This window comes from Shinella sp. GW821-FHT11G07 (assembly GCF_058808115.1).
The window spans coordinates 102126-120532 of sequence record NZ_JBXARJ010000018.1 but is presented as its reverse complement, the minus strand read 5'-3'; the positions used below and the strand labels follow the sequence as shown (position 1 = coordinate 120532).

At 64.5% G+C, this 18407-nt stretch carries 21 protein-coding genes and 1 tRNA gene; 13 read left to right on the top strand and 9 right to left on the bottom strand.

Features of this window, described 5'->3' with window-relative positions; all coding sequences use genetic code 11:
- Position 1: 1 nt before the first annotated feature.
- Entirely contained in the window at positions 2 to 1252 is a 1251-nt protein-coding gene (locus AC1RT2_RS27575) for an NAD(P)/FAD-dependent oxidoreductase (RefSeq protein ID WP_493107131.1), read from the top strand.
- Between the two features lie 28 nt (positions 1253 to 1280).
- Positions 1281 to 2963: a cis-3-hydroxy-L-proline dehydratase gene (lhpI, locus tag AC1RT2_RS27570; protein ID WP_493107129.1), complete on the top strand. Its 1683-nt coding sequence runs from the start codon at positions 1281 to 1283 to the stop codon at positions 2961 to 2963.
- Positions 2964 to 3004: 41 nt separating this feature from the next.
- Here lhpI and AC1RT2_RS27565 read toward each other — a convergent pair whose 3' ends face one another.
- The 3 genes from AC1RT2_RS27565 to AC1RT2_RS27555 are packed head-to-tail and all read right to left on the bottom strand — an operon-like array spanning position 3005 to position 4231.
- Complete coding sequence (locus AC1RT2_RS27565; RefSeq protein ID WP_493107127.1) at positions 3005 to 3217, bottom strand: tautomerase family protein; 213 nt, start codon at positions 3215 to 3217, stop codon at positions 3005 to 3007.
- Between the two features lie 4 nt (positions 3218 to 3221).
- The gene (locus AC1RT2_RS27560; protein WP_493107125.1) at positions 3222 to 3605 is read right to left on the bottom strand and encodes a nuclear transport factor 2 family protein; all 384 of its coding nucleotides are present in this window, start codon (positions 3603 to 3605) and stop codon (positions 3222 to 3224) included.
- A complete protein-coding gene (locus AC1RT2_RS27555; protein ID WP_493107123.1) occupies positions 3605 to 4231 on the bottom strand; it encodes a glutathione binding-like protein in 627 nt (208 codons plus the stop codon). The genes AC1RT2_RS27560 and AC1RT2_RS27555 overlap by 1 nt, the downstream gene beginning before the upstream one ends.
- A 114-nt stretch (positions 4232 to 4345) precedes the next feature.
- Here AC1RT2_RS27555 and AC1RT2_RS27550 point away from each other — a divergent pair, with 114 nt between their 5' ends.
- Positions 4346 to 4714, top strand: coding sequence for a winged helix-turn-helix transcriptional regulator (locus tag AC1RT2_RS27550; protein WP_493107121.1), 369 nt, complete (start codon positions 4346 to 4348; stop codon positions 4712 to 4714).
- Between the two features lie 27 nt (positions 4715 to 4741).
- On the opposite strand, the gene AC1RT2_RS27545 is transcribed toward AC1RT2_RS27550, so the two are convergent.
- A tRNA-Ser gene (locus AC1RT2_RS27545) sits at positions 4742 to 4831 on the bottom strand.
- 236 nt (positions 4832 to 5067) lie between these two features.
- On the opposite strand from AC1RT2_RS27545, the gene AC1RT2_RS27540 reads away from it, so the two are divergent.
- The 3 genes from AC1RT2_RS27540 to AC1RT2_RS27530 all read left to right on the top strand — a co-directional run bounded on the left by AC1RT2_RS27540 (position 5068) and on the right by AC1RT2_RS27530 (position 7306).
- On the top strand, positions 5068 to 5388 hold the full coding sequence (locus tag AC1RT2_RS27540) for a hypothetical protein (protein WP_286157139.1): 321 nt from the start codon (positions 5068 to 5070) through the stop codon (positions 5386 to 5388).
- Between the two features lie 44 nt (positions 5389 to 5432).
- Positions 5433 to 6083, top strand: a complete 651-nt coding sequence (gene msrA / locus AC1RT2_RS27535) for a peptide-methionine (S)-S-oxide reductase MsrA (RefSeq protein ID WP_493107119.1) — start codon at positions 5433 to 5435, stop codon at positions 6081 to 6083.
- Positions 6084 to 6313: 230 nt separating this feature from the next.
- Positions 6314 to 7306 carry a BMP family lipoprotein gene (locus tag AC1RT2_RS27530; RefSeq protein WP_493107117.1) on the top strand — a complete coding sequence of 331 codons (993 nt, stop codon included), beginning with the start codon at positions 6314 to 6316 and terminating at the stop codon, positions 7304 to 7306.
- 124 nt (positions 7307 to 7430) lie between these two features.
- On the opposite strand, the gene AC1RT2_RS27525 is transcribed toward AC1RT2_RS27530, so the two are convergent.
- Complete coding sequence (locus AC1RT2_RS27525; protein WP_069060385.1) at positions 7431 to 7661, bottom strand: SlyX family protein; 231 nt, start codon at positions 7659 to 7661, stop codon at positions 7431 to 7433.
- Between the two features lie 161 nt (positions 7662 to 7822).
- On the opposite strand from AC1RT2_RS27525, the gene AC1RT2_RS27520 reads away from it, so the two are divergent.
- The 7 genes from AC1RT2_RS27520 to deoA are packed head-to-tail and all read left to right on the top strand — an operon-like array spanning position 7823 to position 14731.
- Positions 7823 to 9358, top strand: coding sequence for an ABC transporter ATP-binding protein (locus AC1RT2_RS27520; protein WP_493107115.1), 1536 nt, complete (start codon positions 7823 to 7825; stop codon positions 9356 to 9358).
- Positions 9355 to 10488 (top strand): ABC transporter permease, encoded by a 1134-nt coding sequence (locus AC1RT2_RS27515; RefSeq protein WP_069060387.1) that lies wholly within the window; start codon positions 9355 to 9357, stop codon positions 10486 to 10488. Before AC1RT2_RS27520 ends, AC1RT2_RS27515 begins: the two co-directional genes overlap by 4 nt.
- A 3-nt stretch (positions 10489 to 10491) precedes the next feature.
- The gene (locus tag AC1RT2_RS27510) at positions 10492 to 11463 is read left to right on the top strand and encodes an ABC transporter permease (RefSeq protein ID WP_493107113.1); all 972 of its coding nucleotides are present in this window, start codon (positions 10492 to 10494) and stop codon (positions 11461 to 11463) included.
- Position 11464: 1 nt separating this feature from the next.
- A complete protein-coding gene (locus tag AC1RT2_RS27505) occupies positions 11465 to 11857 on the top strand; it encodes a cytidine deaminase (protein ID WP_493107111.1) in 393 nt (130 codons plus the stop codon).
- A complete protein-coding gene (locus tag AC1RT2_RS27500; protein ID WP_493107109.1) occupies positions 11854 to 12666 on the top strand; it encodes a purine-nucleoside phosphorylase in 813 nt (270 codons plus the stop codon). Before AC1RT2_RS27505 ends, AC1RT2_RS27500 begins: the two co-directional genes overlap by 4 nt.
- Entirely contained in the window at positions 12659 to 13417 is a 759-nt protein-coding gene (gene deoC, locus AC1RT2_RS27495) for a deoxyribose-phosphate aldolase (protein WP_493107107.1), read from the top strand. Before AC1RT2_RS27500 ends, deoC begins: the two co-directional genes overlap by 8 nt.
- Positions 13418 to 14731, top strand: a complete 1314-nt coding sequence (deoA, locus tag AC1RT2_RS27490; protein ID WP_493107105.1) for a thymidine phosphorylase — start codon at positions 13418 to 13420, stop codon at positions 14729 to 14731.
- Here deoA and AC1RT2_RS27485 read toward each other — a convergent pair.
- The 4 genes from AC1RT2_RS27485 to AC1RT2_RS27470 form a co-directional block, all read right to left on the bottom strand.
- Positions 14721 to 15257 (bottom strand): TIGR02281 family clan AA aspartic protease, encoded by a 537-nt coding sequence (locus AC1RT2_RS27485; protein ID WP_493107103.1) that lies wholly within the window; start codon positions 15255 to 15257, stop codon positions 14721 to 14723. The genes deoA and AC1RT2_RS27485 overlap by 11 nt on opposite strands.
- A 204-nt stretch (positions 15258 to 15461) precedes the next feature.
- Positions 15462 to 16091, bottom strand: a complete 630-nt coding sequence (gene upp / locus AC1RT2_RS27480; protein WP_069060394.1) for a uracil phosphoribosyltransferase — start codon at positions 16089 to 16091, stop codon at positions 15462 to 15464.
- Between the two features lie 105 nt (positions 16092 to 16196).
- Entirely contained in the window at positions 16197 to 17153 is a 957-nt protein-coding gene (locus AC1RT2_RS27475; RefSeq protein WP_493107178.1) for an adenosine deaminase, read from the bottom strand.
- 8 nt (positions 17154 to 17161) lie between these two features.
- Positions 17162 to 18391, bottom strand: a complete 1230-nt coding sequence (locus AC1RT2_RS27470) for a phosphopentomutase (RefSeq protein WP_493107101.1) — start codon at positions 18389 to 18391, stop codon at positions 17162 to 17164.
- Positions 18392 to 18407 lie beyond the last annotated feature (16 nt).

Here is an 18407-nt window from a genome sequence, read left to right as displayed (position 1 = left end):
CATGAAGACAGATATCGAGCCCGGCGTCGTCGTCATCGGCGCCGGCGTGGTCGGCCTTTCGGCGGCCATTGCCGCGCAGGCGCGCGGCCTTTCCGTCACCGTGCTGGAGCGTGAGGCCCCGGCCGCCGGCGCTTCTGCCGGAAATGCAGGCGCCTTCGCCTTCACCGACATCCTGCCGCTCGCCTCGCCCGGCATCCTGAAGAAGGCGCCGAAATGGCTGCTCGATCCGCTCGGGCCGCTCAGCATCCCGCCGTCCTACGCTCTCCAGATCGCGCCGTGGATGTTCCGCTTCTGGCGCGCCTGCTCGGCCAGGCACGTCGCCCATTCCACCGCGGCACAGACCGCACTGATGGACCTCTCCAAGGCGGCGCTGGAGTCCTTCCTCACCGAGACCGGCACCATCGCGATGCTGCGCAAGGAAGGCAACCTCCAGGTCTATGAAAGCCAGGCCGAACTCAATGCCTCGCTGCCCGGCTGGAAGGCGCGTGAAGCGCACGGCGTCGAATTCCGCCACATGGATGCGCGTGCCATGGCGGACATCCAGCCCGGCCTTGCGCCCCGCTTCACGCACGGCACGTTCACGCCCGGCTGGTATTCGATCGCCGATCCAAAACTCTATACGCTGGCGCTTGCCGATCATTTCCGCGCCAAGGGCGGCACAATCGAACGCGCCGAGGTTTCCAGCCTGCACCCGATCGAGGGTGGCGTGGAAATCCGCACGACCGACGGCCGGACGCTGCGGGCGCAAAACGTCGTGCTGGCGGCCGGCGCCTTCTCCCATCAGGTCGCACGCTCGCTTGGCGAATCCATCCCGCTCGAAACGGAGCGCGGCTACAACACGACACTGCCGGCTGACGCCTTCGACCTGCGCACGCAGGTCACCTTCGGCGGCCACGGCTTTGTCGTTACCCGGCTTTCGACCGGCATCCGCGTTGGCGGCGCGGTGGAGCTTGGCGGACTGAAGCTACCGCCGAACTTCCGCCGGTCGGAAGCCATGCTGGAGAAGGCCCGCAGCTTCCTACCGGGCCTGAAGCCTGCGGGCGGCGTGCAGTGGATGGGTTTTCGTCCGTCGCTACCCGACAGCCTGCCCGCCATCGGCCGCGCCCGCGCGACGCCGCGGGTCGTCTATGCCTTCGGCCACGGCCATCTCGGTCTCACCCAGTCGGCGGGCACGGCGCGGCTCGTCGCCGACCTGCTGACGAACGACCGGACAGCCATCGACATCGCCGCCTTCTCGCCGCAACGTTTCTGACACGGTCCAATCGCACAGGAGCCGCTCCATGGCCGATCTCTCCGCCCGCAGCATTCTCGCCGGCACCGCCTCCGGCCCGGTCATCGCGGCCGGCGAGGCGCTGAGTTTCTGGGGCGGCGTCGATCCGGCCACCGGCAAGGTCATCGACGTGCACCACCCGCTGCACGGCGTCACCATCACCGGCGGCATCCTGATGATGCCGTCCAGCCGCGGTTCCTGCACCGGATCGGGCGTGCTGCTCGATCTCGCCCTCACCGGCCGTGCACCGGCAGCACTGGTGTTCAGCGAGGCGGAGGATGTGCTGACGCTCGGCGCGCTGATCGCCGCGGAAATGTTCGGCAAGTCGCTTCCGGTGCTGCGCGTGTCCCATGACGCCTATGCCGCACTCTGTCGCGCGAAGAGCGCACGGATCAGCGAGACAGTGATCGAAGCCGATGGCCTGACGATCCCCGTTGCGCCGCCCGCGACGGCCGCGCTCGATCTGACCGCCGATGACCGTGCCATGCTGGAAGGCCGCGACGGCGTCGCTGTACAGCTTGCCCTGCGCATCACCGTCGCCATGGCCGCGCAGCAGGGTGCGGAAAAGCTCATCGACGTCGTGCAGGGCCATATCGACGGCTGCATCTATGCCAGCCCGGCCAACCTCACCTTCGCGGAGAAGATGGCCGAGATGGGTGCGAAAGTGCGCATCCCCACCACGATGAACGCCATTTCCGTCGACCGCGCCAACTGGCAGGCGCAGGGCGTGCCGGAGGATTTCGGCGATCCGGCAGCACGCCTTGCCGACGCCTATGTCCGCATGGGCTGTCGCCCGACCTTTACCTGTTCGCCCTATCTGCTCGACAGCGCGCCAAAAACCGGCGAGGCGATCGCCTGGGCGGAATCCAATGCCGTGATCTTCGCCAATACCGTGCTCGGCGCCCGCACGGCAAAACACCCCGATTTCCTCGACCTCTGCATCGCCCTGACCGGCCGCGCGCCGCTCTCCGGCGTCTATCTCGATGAACACCGCAAGGCGCGCCGCATCATCGACGTCGATCTGCCGGAAAATATCGACGACGCCTTCTGGCCGCTCGTCGGTTATCTCGCCGGCCGTGCCGCGCCCGACCGCATTCCCCTGCTGCGCGGCCTTGCCGCCGCCAGGCCGACGCGCGACGATCTCAAGGCCCTCTGCGCCGCCTTCGGCACCACCTCCGCCGCGCCCATGCTGCATATCGAGGGCGTGACGCCCGAGGCCGACGGTGCGGCCGCAGCGCAGGCCGACACGACGACCATCACCCGCGCCGATATGATCGACGTCTGGACCATGTTCAACGACGGCCCGGAAGCGGTCGAACTCGTCGCGATCGGCAGCCCGCATGCATCGCTCTCCGAGTGCCGCGCGCTCGCGGATGCGCTTGGCGACCGCAAGCGGCACAAGGATGTCGCGGTGATCGTCACCGCCGGCCGCGATATCATGGCGGAAGCCGGCGACGTGCTGACCAGGCTAAAGGCAAGCGGCGTGCAGGTCCTGCCGGACCTCTGCTGGTGCTCGATCTCCGAACCCGTCTTCCCGACTGCGACGCGTGCCCTCATCACCAATTCCGGCAAGTATGCCCATTACGGCCCGGGCCTCTCGGGCCGCACCGTGCGCTTCAGCAATCTCGCCGACTGCATCGAAGCTGCTCTAAACGGCCGCGTCCCGCCGCGTTTGCCGGCATGGCTTGCCTGAACAGGGCGCCATGCCAGCCTCTTGCACGCCGGTATGGGCTGTTATGAGGGTGTCTTGAGCGATTTGCGGTAGGCCTCGACGGGAAGGCCTCCGACGCCCCAATCCTCCATCGCCACCTCGTCGATGACGACGAAGGTGGTGGCGGGGTTCTTGTCGAGCACCCGCACGAGAAGATCGGTCACGCCGCGGATCAGTTCGGCCTTCTGCGCGGGGCTCGCGCCCTCCCGGGTGATCTTGATGTTGACGTAAGGCATTGCATTACTCCTGTATCTGCCGGTCCAAAATCTGGAAGACCTTGGCGATGATCCGCCATTGCCCGTCCGTGCGCACGAGCGTGAGGAAATCGACGAAATCCCGCGCGCCGATCGAGCAGCGCACGCGTGCCACGGCGGTGTTCTCGCCGGCGATGTCGATCGCGTCGACATGATCGCGCCGGGCTTCGTTGCGGGACGCCGGCGATTGCCGGGCGGCGACGATGGGCTCGTATTCCGCCATGGTGCGGTAGAGAAGCGGTGTCTCGTCTGCCGTCGCGTAGATTGCTCTCGGATGGAACACGCGCTGCAATTTTTCGACGTCGCAAAAATAAAGCGCGTCGAAATAGTCCTGCAGAAGCGCATAAATGTCCTGGAACGCTGTGCTCATCAGGCCGCCTCGTCCTGCAGGAGGCCTTCCGCGGCGAGGGCCTTGCGCACGGCCGGTCGCGCCAGCATCCGCGTCATGAAGGCGCTGATGCAGGGCCAGCGCGCGAGATCGACGCCGATGAAACTGGTCCAGTTGAGCACGACGAACAGATAGGCATCGGCGATGGAGAAAACCGTGCCGAGCAGGAACGGCCGCCCGTCGGAAAGGTCGGCTTCCACGTCGTCGATACGGCGCAGCAGCGTCGCCTCCACCCGCGCTTTTTCAGGCCCCTCCAATACGTCGCCGTGAAAATAGGGGCCGAACGCCTTGTGCAGTTCCGCAGAGATGAAGTTCAGCCATTCCTGCAGGCGGACACGGTCGAGCGTTCCTGCGGCAGGCGCAAGCCCGGCCTCGGGCACGTGATCGGCCAGATATTGCAGAACGGCCGGATTTTCCGTGACGATGACGCCGGGCGCGACCTCGAGCGCAGGCACATAGCCCTTGGGATTGATGCGGCGATAGTCGGCGCCGGCCTTCGTCGTGCCGGCCTGCGTATCGACCGCCATCGCTTCGAAGGGGAGGTCGAGTTCGATGAGCACGATACGGGAGGCGAGCGAGCAGGCACCGGGTTTGAAATAAAGCAACATGGGGAAACCTTTCCTTGACAACGGCGCAAGGCTATTGACCTTGGTTTCCATTGCCAACCTGGTTTCTGTTGGTTACTGCATATCCTCGTTTCTCCGTGGTAACCGGTGCGCATCATGAGCCTCAAGATCCGAAAGAACCGCAGCACGCCCCCGCCGGAACCCTGCCTGCTGACGGAATGCATTGCGATCATCGCCGGAGCCTGGGCACCGAACGTCATCTGGCACCTGCGCGCCGGCCCCCGCCGGTTCAGCGAACTGCGCATCGACATTCCGCCCGTATCGGCAAAGGTGCTCTCGCAGCGCCTGCGCGAACTGGAAAGCCGCGGCGTGCTCACGCGCACGATCCAACCCACCACGCCACCATCGGTCGAATACGCTCTCACAGGCCTGGGACAGGAACTGGTGCCAGCCCTGAGCGCGATTGTCGATGTCGGACACAAGCTGAAGGCTGCGCAGCGAGACGCGCACTGCAACGGTTCATAGGGATTGGCAACGGGTGGGAAAGGAGGATGGCGGACAGAGCGGGATTCGAACCCGCGATAGAGTCTCCCCTATACACACTTTCCAGGCGTGCGCCTTCAACCACTCGGCCACCTGTCCGTCCGCACGCTGCCGGTGGTCAATCCGGCGCGGGTCGCTTTCCTGTTTCCATTCCGGCGAGACGGCGCGATATATACCGAGGTTTCACGCGGGATCAACCGCTTTCTGACAGTTTTTTGAAGGTTCTTTCGCCCGGCACTGTGAAGGATTGCAGAAGGTTGGCCGTCTTCCTATTTATAGGCGGAGGAAAGCGGAGCGAAATCGAGGCTCCGGCGATGATATCGGAAGGGTGTGCGATGATACGGTTCATCCTGAAGGCGATCAGTCTGATTGCGCTGGTCATCGCCGTGATGGCGGGAACGATCGACGCGATCCAGTCCGTCTCGGCCTCCGAGCCGGTGCTGACGCCGCTGGCGGTTGCCTGGAGCACGGCGAGCCCCGAGACGATCGCGCTCGTCGCCGACGGCATCATGCGCAACCTCCATCCCTATGCCTGGGATCCTGCGGCGATGTGGGTGCTGTCCCAGCCGGCCTTTGCCGTGCTGCTCGGCGTCTCGCTGTTCTTCTGGGTGATAGCCTACAAGCGTCGACCCGTTGCAGGCCGCTTCACTGCCTGAACCCAAACCGCCGCCTATGCTTGCGGCCCGGCCAGGAGGCCACGATGTTCTTGATCGACATGTTCAACAAGAAGACCACCATGCCCGCGCCCGACGCAGCCCTGCCCGGCCGCGACCAGCCCATTCCCACATCCGCCACCCATTTCGTCAATGGCCGCGCCTTGCAGGGTCCCTATCCCGAGGGCTTCAAGACCGTGCTGCTCGGCATGGGCTGCTTCTGGGGCGCTGAGCGGCTGCTCTGGAAGATCCCCGGCGTGTGGGTGACGGCGGCCGGTTATTCCGGCGGCATCACGCCCAACCCGACCTATCACGAGACCACGACGGGGCTGACCGGCCATACCGAGGTCGTGCTCGTCGTCTATGATCCCACGGTGGTCACGCTCGAGACCTTGCTGAAGGCCTTCTTCGAGGCGCACGACCCGACGCAGGGCATGCGCCAGGGCAACGATATCGGCACGACCTACCGCTCGGCGATCTATCTCGACGACGAGGCGGACCTTGCCGTGGCGCAGCACGCCCGTGACGTCTACCAGGCGGCGCTGACGGCGGCCGGGCGCACCGACCGCATCACGACGGAAATCGCCAAGGCAGGTCCGTTGTACTTCGCCGAGGAGGTGCACCAGCAGTATCTCGCCAAGAATCCGGGCGGCTACTGCAACCTGCGCGGCACCGGCGTTGCCTGCGCGATCGGCTGACGGCACGGCAAAATTCGCGTCTTTCGAGCCGTTGCGAATGAGGTTCTCCACCCTCCTTCGCAACGGCTTCTATTTTTTACCAACTGAAAAATTTCTGGTGAATTTTTCCCGGAGGCGTGCAAGGATGCCGCCAGCCTGACCCAGGGGAAAGGGTCGGTGGCTCCGTTACGCGCTCCTGCAGCGCCCAGGCGGAAGGTCCCTATAAGATCAATAGCGAACAGGGCTGCACAATGAAAAAAACCCTTCTCACCCTTCTTGCCACGGCTGCAATGTCGGCCACTGCATTCGCCGCGGACATCAAGCCGGCGATCATTTATGACCTAGGCGGCAAGTTCGACAAGTCGTTCAACGAAGCAGCCTACAATGGCGCGGAAAAGTTCAAGGCCGAGACCGGCATCGAATACCGCGACTTCGAAATCGCCAATGATGCGCAGCGCGAGCAGGCGCTCCGCCGCTTTGCCGGCGACGGCAACAACCCGATCGTGATGGCCGGTTTCTCCTGGTCCGCAGCGCTTGAGAAGGTCGCCGTGGAATATCCGGACACCAAGTTCGCCATCATCGACATGGTCGTCGACAAGCCGAACGTGCGCTCGGTCGTCTTCAAGGAAGAAGAAGGCGGCTGGCTCGCCGGCATCCTGGCCGGCATGGCCTCCAAGACGAAGACCGTCTCGTTCGTCGGCGGCATGGACATCCCGCTGATCCACAAGTTCGCCTGTGGCTATATCGGCGGCGCGAAGTCGCTCGGCCCGGATATCAAGGTTCTCGAAGCCTATACCGGCACGACGCCGGATGCCTGGAACGACCCGGTCAAGGGTGGCGAAATCGCAAAATCCCAGTTCGACCAGGGGTCTGACGTGGTCTACCACGCGGCCGGTGGCACGGGCGTCGGCGTTCTCCAGGCTGCGGCTGATGCCGGCAAGCTCGGCATCGGCGTCGATTCCAACCAGAACGGCCTGCAGCCCGGCAAGATCCTGACCTCGATGGTCAAGCGCGTCGACGTTGCCGTCTATGACGCCTTCATCACCGCCAAGAACGACACGTTCAAGCCGGGCGTCAACGTGCTCGGCCTCAAGGAAAGCGGCGTCGACGTTGCGATGGACGACAACAACGCACCGCTCATCACCGCAGAAATGAAGGCCGCGATCGACAAGGCGCGCGCCGACATCAACAGCGGCGCGGTCAAGGTGCACGACTACATGTCGGACGAGACCTGCCCCTACTAAGCGGCATAAACGGCCCGTTTGCGAAAGCAGACGGGCCGATTCCGTCTTGTCCCAGCCCCGGCCGATCTTTTGCCTTGCGCAATTTTCGGCACGCAAGACCGCTGCACACTTTGCTGGAATTGCTTCAGTAGTGCGGCGGGCGGGTGATCGCGGGGGCATCGAGAGAGCCCTCTTCCAGCACGAGGAACCGTTCCGTCAGCCGATCCAGCTTCGTCCGGAGCTGTTCGACCACACGCCATTGATCGGCGAGCTGCTCGGAGAGTTCATCGATCATCTTCGCCTGGTGGGCGGCGTGTTCTTCGAGGCTTGCGATGCGCGCGGCCTGGATATCGGCAGGAACGTCTGGCGTGGTCATTGGCTGTCCTTGTCGGTCATAGGCCGGGCGGTTGGAGCTATAGCCGCCGGGAACGGCGCCCGCAATCGGGCTGGACAAGTGCGGCGGAAGCAACAAGACTACCACCGACCGGCCGAGGAGAACGGCCTGTCGGCCCTAAATCCCCGTAAGAGTGGATCGTCATGAGCGAACTGGCAATCGAACTGAAGGGCATCGACAAGAGCTTCGGCCTCGTCCACGCCAACCGGAACATCAACCTGAAGGTCCGCAAGGGCACCATTCACGGTATCATCGGCGAAAACGGCGCCGGCAAATCCACCCTCATGTCGATCCTCTACGGCTTCTACCAGGCCGATCACGGCGACATCGTCATCGACGGCAAGACGATCAAGATCCGCGATCCCAATGCGGCCATTGCCGCCGGCATCGGCATGGTGCACCAGCACTTCATGCTGGTCGAAAACTTCACCGTGCTGGAAAACATCATGCTAGGCGCGGAAGAGAGCCAGATTCTGAACGCCGGCATCACCAAGGCGCGTGCCGAGCTGAAGCGGCTCGAAAAGGAATATGCGCTGGAGGTCAATCCGGACGCGATCATCGAGGAACTGCCGGTCGGTCTCCAGCAGCGCGTGGAAATCCTCAAGGCGCTCTATCGCCGGGCCGACATCCTCATTCTCGACGAGCCGACGGGCGTGCTGACGCCGGCCGAAGCCGACCACCTGTTCCGCATCCTCGAGCAGCTGAAGGCCGAGGGCAAGACGGTGCTGCTCATCACCCACAAGCTGCGCGAGATCATGGCGATCACCGACGAGGTCTCCGTCATGCGCCGCGGCGAAATGGTGGCGACGCGCACGACGAAGGAGACCTCGGTCGAAGAGCTCGCCGAACTGATGGTCGGCCGCCGCGTGCTGCTGCGCGTCGAAAAGGGCGAGGCGAAACCTGCCGACGTCAAGCTCTCGGTCAAGAATCTCACGGTGCGCGACAGCCGCGGCGTGACGATGGTGGACGATGTGTCCTTCGACATCCGGGCCGGCGAGATCGTAGGCATTGCGGGTGTGGCCGGCAACGGCCAGTCGGAACTGCTGGAGGCGATTTCCGGCATCCGTCGCGCCAAATCCGGCACCGTGTCGCTCAATGGCAGCGCCATCGACGTCACCGGCCATGTCGACCCGGCTGAGCTGCGCAAGCGCGGCCTCGCCCATGTGCCGGAAGATCGCCACCATGTCGGGCTGGTGCTGAAATTCGAGGAAAGCGAGAACGCCATCCTCGGCTATCACGACGACCCGAAATACCGCAAAGGCCTGCTGCTCGACATCGACGCGATCCGCGCCGATGCAGAGGAGAAGATCGCCGCCTACGATATCCGCCCGCCGAACCCAAGGCTGAAGACCGCCAATTTCTCCGGCGGCAACCAGCAGAAGATCGTTTTGGCGCGCGAGATGGAACGCGGGCCGGATGTGCTGATCATCGGCCAGCCGACGCGCGGCGTGGATGTCGGCGCCATCGAGTTCATTCACAAGCGCATCATCGAGATGCGCGATCAGGGTAAGGCGGTGCTGCTCGTGTCCGTGGAACTCGACGAGATCCGCGCGCTGTCGGATCGGATTCTCGTGATGTTTGCCGGCCGCGTCGTCGGCGAGCGCATGCCGGACGCCACCGAAGGAGAACTGGGCCTCTTGATGGCCGGTGTTGAAGGCCGGAAGGAGGCTGCGGAATGAGTGTTCCTCACGCGAAACTGCCGGGCTGGGCCGAATATGGCTTGATCCCGCTGGTCAACCTCGCCGCCGCCTTCCTGATTTCCGGTCTCGTGGTGCTCATCGTCGGCGAAAGCCCGCTGGAGGCCGCCTATCACATGATCAACGGCGCCTTCGGGCGCGGCGAATATATCGGCTTCACGCTGTATTATACGACGACCTTCATCTTCACCGGTCTTGCCGTCGCCGTCGCCTTCCATTGCGGCCTGTTCAATATCGGTGGCGAAGGCCAGGCCTATATCGGCGGCATCGGGGTGGCGCTTGCCTGTCTTTCCTTCGACCGCGTGCTGCCCTGGTACCTGCTCTTCCCGATCGCCGTCATCGGCGCCGCGTTCTTCGGTGCGCTGTGGGCAATGATCCCCGGCTGGCTGCAGGCCAAGCGCGGCAGCCATATCGTCATCACGACGATCATGTTCAACTTCATCGCCGCCAGCCTGATGAACTACCTGCTCAACCGGGTGTTCAAGCCGCTCGGCTCCATGTCACTCGAAACCCGCACCTTCGAGACCGGCGGGCAACTGCCGAAACTCGACTGGCTGATGTCAATCTTCGGCCTGTCCGTCGGCAACGCCCCCTTCAACATCTCCTTTCTGCTGGCGCTTCTCGCGGCCTTCGGCGTGTGGGTGCTGATCTGGCGCACCCGGCTCGGCTACGAGATGCGCACGATGGGCCACAGCCCGGCCGCCGCACGCTACGCCGGCATCAAGGAAGCGAAGATCATCGTCATCACCATGATGATCTCCGGCGGGCTTGCCGGCATGATGGCGCTGAACCCGATCATGGGCGAACAGTTCCGCATGCAGCTCGATTTCGTGCAGGGCGCGGGCTTCGTCGGCATCGCCGTCGCGCTGATAGGCCGCTCGCATCCGGCGGGCATCATCCCCGCCGCGCTGCTCTTCGGCATGCTCTACCAGGGCGGGGCGGAAATCTCCTTCGAGATGCCCTCCATCTCGCGCGACATGATCGTCATCATCCAGGGTCTCGTCATCCTCTTTGCCGGCGCGCTCGAACATATGTTCCGCCCGGCCATCACGCGGATCATCTTCGGGCTGTCGCCCAAGGGCCGCCAAGCCGCCGCAACGAAGGGAGCCTGAGCCATGGATTTCTTTCAGGTCTTCATCGAACTCGCGCAGTCCACCGTCCGCGTCTCGACGCCGCTGATCCTTGCCGCCCTTGCCGGCCTCTTCACCGAACGCGCCGGCGTCTTCGACATCGGGCTCGAGGGCAAGATGCTGGGGGCGGCCTTTGCCGCCGGCACCGTCGCCTACATCACGCAGTCCGTGGCGATGGGCCTCGGGGCCGCCATCCTCGTCTCGGTGCTGCTCTCACTGGTGCACGGCTATGCATCGATCACCCAGCGTGGCAGCCAGATCGTCTCGGGCGTTGCCATCAACTTCGTCGTGGCCGGCTCCACCGTCATCCTCGGCGAAGCCTGGTTCCGCCAGGGTGGGCGCACGCCTGCACTGATGGAAAGCGGCCGCTTCGGCACGATCAAGCTGCCCTTTGCCGATGCGCTGCGTGAGGTGCCGATCCTCGGTCCGCTCTATTCCGGCCTGCTGTCCGGCCATTCGCCGCTGACCTATCTCGCCTTCCTGATGGTGCCGGCGAGCTGGTGGATCCTCTACCGCACGCGCTTCGGGCTTCGCCTTCGCGCCGTCGGCGAAAATCCGGGTGCCGTAGACACCGCCGGCATCTCGGTCATCTGGCTGCGCTACCGCGCGGTCATCTGCTGCGGCATTCTCTGCGGCATTGCCGGCGCCTATCTCTCGCTTGCAGCGAATGCCGGCTTCACCAAGGGCATGACGGCCGGCAAGGGCTATATCGCACTCGCCGCCCTGATCTTCGCCAAGTGGCGGCCGAAGAACATCCTCTTCGCCTGCCTGCTCTTCGGCTTCCTCGATGCCTTCGCCATCCGCTACCAGGGCTACGCCTTCCCGCTGATCGGCAAGGTGCCGGTACAGTTCATGCAGGCACTGCCCTATATCCTGACCGTGATCCTGCTTGCAGGCTTCATCGGCAAGGCCATTCCGCCGAAGGCCGGCGGCATGCCCTACGTCAAGGAGCGATAATATGTCCCACGACCTCTTCGAGGCGGCGCGCGCGGCGATGGCCTTCGCGCATGCGCCCTATTCCAAGTTCCCCGTCGGCGCGGCGATCCGCGCCGAGGACGGAAAAATCTATGCCGGCGCCAATATCGAGAACCTGTCGTTTCCGCAGGGCTGGTGCGCCGAGCCGACGGCGATCAGCCATATGATCATGGCCGGCAACAAGAAGATCGTCGAGATGGCAGTAATTGCCGAAAAGCTGCCGCTCTGCCCGCCCTGTGGCGGCTGCCGGCAGAAGATCGCCGAGTTCGCCACCGCGAACACGCCGATCTATCTGTGCGACGAGTCCGGCGTGAAGAAGACCATGACCATGGAAGAACTGCTGCCGCACAGCTTTGCGACGGATGTGCTCGGATGAGCGCGGCAACGACAGAACTGCTGCGCGCCCGCCTCGGCGGCGTGTTGCCACGCTACGGCATCGTGCTCGGTTCCGGCCTCGGCTCGCTGGTCGATGCCGTGCAGAACGCGCTCCGCATCCCCTATGCCGACCTGCCGAGTTTTCCGGTCAGCTCCGTGTCCGGCCATGCCGGCGAGCTGGTCATCGGCTATCTCGGTACTGAACCGGTCATCATGCTTTCCGGACGCGTGCACTATTATGAAAGCGGCGATGCCAATGCCATGCGCACGCCGATCGAGGTGTTGAAGGGGCTCGGCGTCACCTCGCTGATCCTCACCAATTCGGCAGGCTCCGTGCGCGAGGACATGCCGCCAGGCTCGGTAATGCGGATTTCCGACCACATCAATTTTTCCGGCGCCAATCCGCTGATCGGCCTCGACAGCGACGATCGTTTCGTCGGAATGACCAATGCCTATGACGCGGACCTCGCCGCCCGCATGGATGCAGCGGCGAAAAAGCTCGATATCCCGCTGTCATCCGGCGTCTACATGTGGTTCTCCGGCCCGAACTTCGAGACCCCGGCGGAAATCCGCATGGCGCGCGTCTTGGGCGCGGATGCCGTCGGCATGTCGACCGTGCCGGAAGTGCTGATCGCCCGCCATCTCGGCCTCAAGGTCGCGGCCGCCTCGGTCATCACCAATTTCGGCGCCGGCATGACGGGCGGCGAACTCAGCCATCACGAAACCAAGGACATGGCCCCGATCGGCGGAAAGCGGCTTGCCGCCATTCTCGCCGAAATGATCGCGGGCGGAGGCAACGACCATGCATGACACCGCGAAAAGGGCACTCTCGCTGCTCGACCTGACGGATCTTACGGACAATTGCGATGCCGCCGCGATCGAAAAGCTTTGCGCGCAGGCGCAGACACCCTTTGGCACGACGGCTGCCATCTGCATCTGGCCGCGCTTCGTCGCGCAGGCGCGCGGCATTCTCGGCAAGGGCCATGCCGTGAAGATCGCGACCGTCGTCAACTTCCCTTCCGGCGGTCTGGTGGTTTCCGATGTGCTGGCGGAGACGAAACAGGCGATCGCCGATGGCGCAGACGAGATCGACCTCGTCATCCCCTATCGCGACTTCATTGCCGGCGACGAAGGGGCCGTCACGGAAATGGTGAAAGCCGTAAAGGCGGCCTGCACGCCGCCCGTCATCCTCAAGACCATTCTGGAAACCGGCGAACTCAAGGACCCCGCGCTGATCCGCGAGGCGTCCGACCTCGCGATTGCCGCCGGCGCCGACTTCATCAAGACCTCGACCGGCAAAGTTTCCGTCAACGCGACCTTGCAGGCCGCCGAGATCATGCTGAATGCCATCAAGACCAGCGGCAAGCCGGTCGGCTTCAAGCCGGCGGGTGGCGTGCGCACCGTGACGGATGCGGGCGAGTATCTGGCACTTGCGGCCTCCATCCTCGGCGAAGGCTGGGCGACGCCCAAGACCTTCCGCTTCGGTGCCTCCGGCCTGCTCGGCGACATTCTCGCCGTGCTCGGCGGCCAGGCCGCGCCGTCGGCACCAGCGAGCTACTGAATGCTCCCGCAGGAGACGATCCGCCGCAAGCGCAGTGGCGAGCCTCTCAGCCGTGAGGAAATCGCGCGCTTCGTCGCCGGTGTGACGGATGGCAGCGTCTCCGAGGGGCAGGTGGCGGCCTTCGCCATGGCCGTCTGGTTCAAGGGCATGGCACGCGACGAGACGGTGGCGCTGACGCTTGCCATGCGCGATTCGGGCGACGTGCTCGACTGGTCGCATATCGACCGGCCGATCGCCGACAAACATTCCACCGGCGGCGTCGGTGACAACGTCTCGCTGATGCTGGCGCCGATAGCAGCGGCCTGCGGGCTTGCCGTGCCGATGATCTCCGGCCGCGGGCTTGGCCATACCGGCGGCACGCTCGACAAGCTGGAATCGATCCCCGGCTATACGATCATGCCGTCCGCCGATCTCTTCCGTCGCACGGTGAAGGATATCGGCTGCGCCATCATCGGCCAGACGACCGCCCTTGCGCCCGCCGACAAGCGCATCTACGCGATCCGCGACGTGACGGCGACGGTCGATTCGGTGCCGCTGATCACCGCCTCCATTCTCTCGAAGAAACTCGCCGCCGGGCTGCAATCGCTGGTGCTCGACGTGAAGGTCGGCAACGGGGCCTTTATGACGGAAATCTCCGAAGCCGAGACACTCGCCCGCTCGCTGGTCGAGGTGGCGAATGGTGCCGGCGTTAAAACCTCCGCCCTCATCACCGACATGAACCAGCCGCTGGCGGACGCCGCCGGTAACGCGGTCGAGATCGCCAATTGCATTGCCTTCCTGAAGGGCGAGAAGACCGGCATGCGGCTGGAGCGCATCGTGCTTGCCTTCGCGGCGGAGATGCTGGTTCTGTCCGGGTTGGAAAAAGACGCGACGGCGGCCGAAGCAAAGGCGGCATGGGCGCTTGCCAGCGGTGCTGCGGCGGAAACCTTTGGCCGCATGGTGCACACGCTGGGCGGCCCTGCCGACCTCATGGAGAAGGCCGGGGCCTATTTGCAACCGGCGCCGATCATTCTTGCCGTGACGGCTTCCAAAGCCGGCTATCTGGTGTCCTGCGACACTCGTGGCGTCGGCCTCGCCGTCATAGAGCTTGGCGGCGGACGCAGCAGACCCGACGATGCGATCGACCACCGCGTCGGTTTCGACCGCTTGTTGCCTCTCGGCACGAAGGTGGAGAAGGGCGACGAGATCGGCCGGGTGCATGCGGCAAACGCGGCGGATGCGGCCCGTGCTTCAGCGCGACTTGCCGAAATCTACCGGATTGCGCCGGAGACCCCGCCTCCGGCACCCGATATCCTGACACGCATCAGCGGGTGAGATGCAGCTTGCCGTCTTCGACCTTGTAGGACGACAGGCTCTTCAAAAAGCTCATGCCGATCAGCGTGCTGGAAAGCGCCTTGTCATCCAGCACCATGGCGCCGATGTTTTCCAGCCGCACCGGGCCGATCTCGATCCTGTCGAGACGGATATAGGCGGCGCGCGCCTTGCCGTTGGCGGTGTCCACGGCATACCGGAAATCGAGGTCGGCGCGATCGATGCCGATGCGCTGCGCGGTCGAGACGTTGATGGCGACCATGCTGGCACCCGTATCGACGAGCCCTTGTTCCTTGCGGCCGTTGAGGGTGAAGACGCCGGTGAAATGGCCGCTCGGATCCGCATCGATCACCGCGCTGCGATTGCCGGTATAGCGCGCACCGCCCTGCCCCACCGGTACGGAAACCGTCTCGACCTTCGCGGCGGGTTGGTCGCCGGCCGATTCGAGATAGCGCTTCGCAACGTCGGGTACGAAGGCGGCGGTGACGAGGACGGCACCGGCAAGAAAAGCAAGGCTGCGGACGGACATGAACGGGTCTCCGAAAAGATCTGTCCCGAAATAACACGCATCCGGCTAACGGACGGCAAAAGGGGCGCTCGACGGCGCCCCTCTCCACGATCTTCGTTTGGCTTGGTGAACAAGCAGTTAACCGGCCACCACCGTCACCCACCCTCCGCGAGGTGGGCGTGAATGGATGGTCGGGTCAAGCCCGACCATGACGGAGGAGAGGTGTTACTTGGTGCCGTACATCCGGTCGCCGGCATCGCCGAGACCGGGCACGATATAGCCCTTCTCGTTGAGCTGGCGGTCGATGGAGGCGGTGTAGACCGGCACGTCCGGATGGTGCGCGCGAAAACTCTTGATGCCTTCCGGGGCGGCGAGCAGGCAGAGGAAGCGGATGTTCGTCGCGCCACGGCTCTTCAGCGTGTCGATGGCGGCAATCGCCGAATTGCCGGTGGCCAGCATCGGGTCGACGACGATGACCAGGCGTTCGTCGATGCTGTCCGGCGCCTTGAAGAAATATTCGACCGCTTCGAGCGTCTCGTGATCGCGATAGACGCCGATATGCGAGACGCGGGCCGACGGCACCAGTTCCAGCATGCCTTCGAGCAGGCCGTTGCCGGCGCGCAGGATGGAGGCGAAGACGAGCTTCTTGCCTTCCAGCACCGGCGCGTCGATCTCTTCGAGCGGCGTCTGGATGCGCGCGGTGGTCAGTTCCAGGTCGCGCGTGACCTCGTAACAGAGCAGCGTGGAGATCTCGCGCAGCAGGCGGCGGAAACTGCCGGTCGACGTTTCCTTCTTGCGCATGATGGTCAGCTTGTGCTGCACGAGCGGGTGATCGATGACTGTGACGCCGTCCATGGCCAACCTTCCGAAATAAAGTGAACGTTCCTTTTTCCACGGAACGGCAGAGGCCCGCAAGAGAAGAGAGCCGGCCTCAGGCAACATCCCCAGCCGGCTTGCCCGTTATAGCGCCGAAAGCAGCTTCTGCCGCGTCGGTTCGTCGACGAAAGCCGCTTCGATGGCGGTGCGCGTCATGCCGAGAATGTCCGCGTCGCTGAAGCCCATGACGGTTGAGGCGACCTCGTATTCGCGGGCGAGCGAGGTGTGGAAGAACGGCGGATCGTCGGAATTGAGCGTGACGCGCACGCCGGCCTGGTGGAGGGCGCGCAGCGGATGGCTTTCGAAATTCGGAAAGACGCTCAGCGCGACATTCGAGCCGGGGCAGACTTCGAGCACCACGCCTTCATCCGCCAGTCGTTTCACCAGGTCCGCATCCTCGATCGCGCGCACACCATGGCTGATGCGCGAGGGACGGACATGATCCAGCGCGTCGCGCACGCTGAAAGCGCCGGAAAGTTCGCCGGCGTGGATGGTGATACCGAGGCCGGCGTCGCGGGCAATGTCGAAGGCACGGGTGAAATCGGCGACGCGGTGCATACGTTCCTCGCCGGCAAGATTGAAGCCGGTGATCAGTGGATGCGGCCGGCGCGCGGCATATTCCGCCGCCTTGACCACGCGTTCCGGGCCGAAATGGCGGATGCCGACGATGAGAAGGCGTGTCTCGATGCCGGTCTTCGTCTTGGCGCGTTCGGCGCCTTCGGCAAGGCCGCGGACATAGGCATCGGCGCCGATGCCGACGGCGTCACCCTGATCGGGCGAGACGATCAGCTCGCTGTAGATGGCGCCGGCTTCGGCGATCTCGGTGAGATAGGTTTCGGCGAGCAGCGCGTAATCTTCTTCCGTCCGGAAGAGATTGGCCGTCGCATCGTAACTTTGCACGAAACTGGTGAAATCCTGCCAGGCATAGGCGCCGTCGCGGATGAAGGCGGAGGTGTCGATGCCGTAGCGCGCGGCCTGCGCCAGAGCCAGTGCTGGCGATGTCGCGCCCTCGATATGGCAGTGCAGCTCCGCCTTGGGCATGATTTTCGTCACAAAAAGCTCCTTCCGTGCGGGCCTGGCGGGATGCCGAGATGGCGGGCGATGCTTTCACCGATATCGGCGAAGGTCTTACGGGTTTCGATAAGCCGCGAACGGATACCGGGGCCGAAACTCAGGATCGGCACGCGTTCGCGTGTGTGGTCCGTGCCGCGCCAGGTCGGGTCGCAGCCGTGGTCGGCGGTGAGGATGACGACATCGCCGGGCTTCAGCTTGCGGTCCACTTCCGGCAGGCGCCGGTCGAAGGCTTCGAGCGCGGCGGCATAGCCGGGCACATCACGCCGATGGCCGTAGAGCATGTCGAAATCGACAAAATTGGTGAAAACGAGATCGCCATCCTTGGCTTCGTCCATGACGCTGAGCGTCGCGTCGAACAGCGCCATGTTGCCGTTCGCCTTGGTAAGCGTGCCGATGCCCTGATGGGCAAAGATGTCGCCGATCTTGCCGACGGCGTGCACCGTGCGGCCGGCTTCCGTCAGCCGGTCGAGCAGCGTCGGCTCCGGGGGCAGCACGGAATAGTCCCGCCGGTTGCCGGTGCGCTCGAAGGTCTCCGGCGTCTCGCCGACGAAGGGCCGCGCGATGACCCGGCCGATACGCCCGCCCGGCCGCTCGTCGAGGATCTTTCGCACGATCTGGCAGAGGGCGAGAAGCCGGTCGAGGCCGAAGGAGCCTTCATGCGCAGCGATCTGGAAGACCGAATCGGAGGAGGTATAGCAGATCGGCTTGCCGGTGCGCCGATGCTCCAGGCCATGCCGGGCGATGATATCCGTGCCGGACGCATGGCAATTGCCGAGGATGCCCGGCACATTGCCAGCCGAGCAGATCGCGTCGACCAGCTCCGGCTCGAAGGCATCGCCGTCCGCCGGGAAGTAGCCCCAGTCGAAGACCACGGGCGTGCCGGCGATCTCCCAATGGCCTGATGGCGTATCCTTGCCGTTCGAGACTTCGCTCGCCGCCCCATGGTAGCCGAAGACGCGCTGCGGCACGTCCATGCCGTCTGGGAAGCGGCCGGTGGCTGCGCGGGCAGCGTGCAGAAGGCCAAGCGCCGACATGTTGGGAAGTTTCAGCGGCCCTTGCCGGAGACCCGGTCTGTCGGCCGCACCGGCTGCGCAGAATTCCGCAATGTGGCCGAGGGTGTCTGCGCCGAGGTCGCCGAACGTGTCCGCATCCGGCCCGCCGCCGATACCGAAGGAGTCGAGAACGAAGAGGAAGGCTCGCGCCATGGATCACCTATCGCAT

Excerpts from the sequence above, each read along its gene's own strand:
- AC1RT2_RS27575 (WP_493107131.1), top strand. The coding sequence starts at position 2 with ATGAAGACAGATATCGAGCCCGGCGTCGTCGTCATCGGCGCCGGCGTG.
- lhpI (WP_493107129.1), top strand. The coding sequence starts at position 1,281 with ATGGCCGATCTCTCCGCCCGCAGCATTCTCGCCGGCACCGCCTCCGGC.
- AC1RT2_RS27565 (WP_493107127.1), bottom strand. The coding sequence starts at position 3,217 with ATGCCTTACGTCAACATCAAGATCACCCGGGAGGGCGCGAGCCCCGCG.
- AC1RT2_RS27560 (WP_493107125.1), bottom strand. The coding sequence starts at position 3,605 with ATGAGCACAGCGTTCCAGGACATTTATGCGCTTCTGCAGGACTATTTC.
- AC1RT2_RS27555 (WP_493107123.1), bottom strand. The coding sequence starts at position 4,231 with ATGTTGCTTTATTTCAAACCCGGTGCCTGCTCGCTCGCCTCCCGTATC.
- AC1RT2_RS27550 (WP_493107121.1), top strand. The coding sequence starts at position 4,346 with ATGAGCCTCAAGATCCGAAAGAACCGCAGCACGCCCCCGCCGGAACCC.
- AC1RT2_RS27540 (WP_286157139.1), top strand. The coding sequence starts at position 5,068 with ATGATACGGTTCATCCTGAAGGCGATCAGTCTGATTGCGCTGGTCATC.
- msrA (WP_493107119.1), top strand. The coding sequence starts at position 5,433 with ATGTTCTTGATCGACATGTTCAACAAGAAGACCACCATGCCCGCGCCC.
- AC1RT2_RS27530 (WP_493107117.1), top strand. The coding sequence starts at position 6,314 with ATGAAAAAAACCCTTCTCACCCTTCTTGCCACGGCTGCAATGTCGGCC.
- AC1RT2_RS27525 (WP_069060385.1), bottom strand. The coding sequence starts at position 7,661 with ATGACCACGCCAGACGTTCCTGCCGATATCCAGGCCGCGCGCATCGCA.
- AC1RT2_RS27520 (WP_493107115.1), top strand. The coding sequence starts at position 7,823 with ATGAGCGAACTGGCAATCGAACTGAAGGGCATCGACAAGAGCTTCGGC.
- AC1RT2_RS27515 (WP_069060387.1), top strand. The coding sequence starts at position 9,355 with ATGAGTGTTCCTCACGCGAAACTGCCGGGCTGGGCCGAATATGGCTTG.
- AC1RT2_RS27510 (WP_493107113.1), top strand. The coding sequence starts at position 10,492 with ATGGATTTCTTTCAGGTCTTCATCGAACTCGCGCAGTCCACCGTCCGC.
- AC1RT2_RS27505 (WP_493107111.1), top strand. The coding sequence starts at position 11,465 with ATGTCCCACGACCTCTTCGAGGCGGCGCGCGCGGCGATGGCCTTCGCG.
- AC1RT2_RS27500 (WP_493107109.1), top strand. The coding sequence starts at position 11,854 with ATGAGCGCGGCAACGACAGAACTGCTGCGCGCCCGCCTCGGCGGCGTG.
- deoC (WP_493107107.1), top strand. The coding sequence starts at position 12,659 with ATGCATGACACCGCGAAAAGGGCACTCTCGCTGCTCGACCTGACGGAT.
- deoA (WP_493107105.1), top strand. The coding sequence starts at position 13,418 with ATGCTCCCGCAGGAGACGATCCGCCGCAAGCGCAGTGGCGAGCCTCTC.
- AC1RT2_RS27485 (WP_493107103.1), bottom strand. The coding sequence starts at position 15,257 with ATGTCCGTCCGCAGCCTTGCTTTTCTTGCCGGTGCCGTCCTCGTCACC.
- upp (WP_069060394.1), bottom strand. The coding sequence starts at position 16,091 with ATGGACGGCGTCACAGTCATCGATCACCCGCTCGTGCAGCACAAGCTG.
- AC1RT2_RS27475 (WP_493107178.1), bottom strand. The coding sequence starts at position 17,153 with ATGCCCAAGGCGGAGCTGCACTGCCATATCGAGGGCGCGACATCGCCA.
- AC1RT2_RS27470 (WP_493107101.1), bottom strand. The coding sequence starts at position 18,391 with ATGGCGCGAGCCTTCCTCTTCGTTCTCGACTCCTTCGGTATCGGCGGC.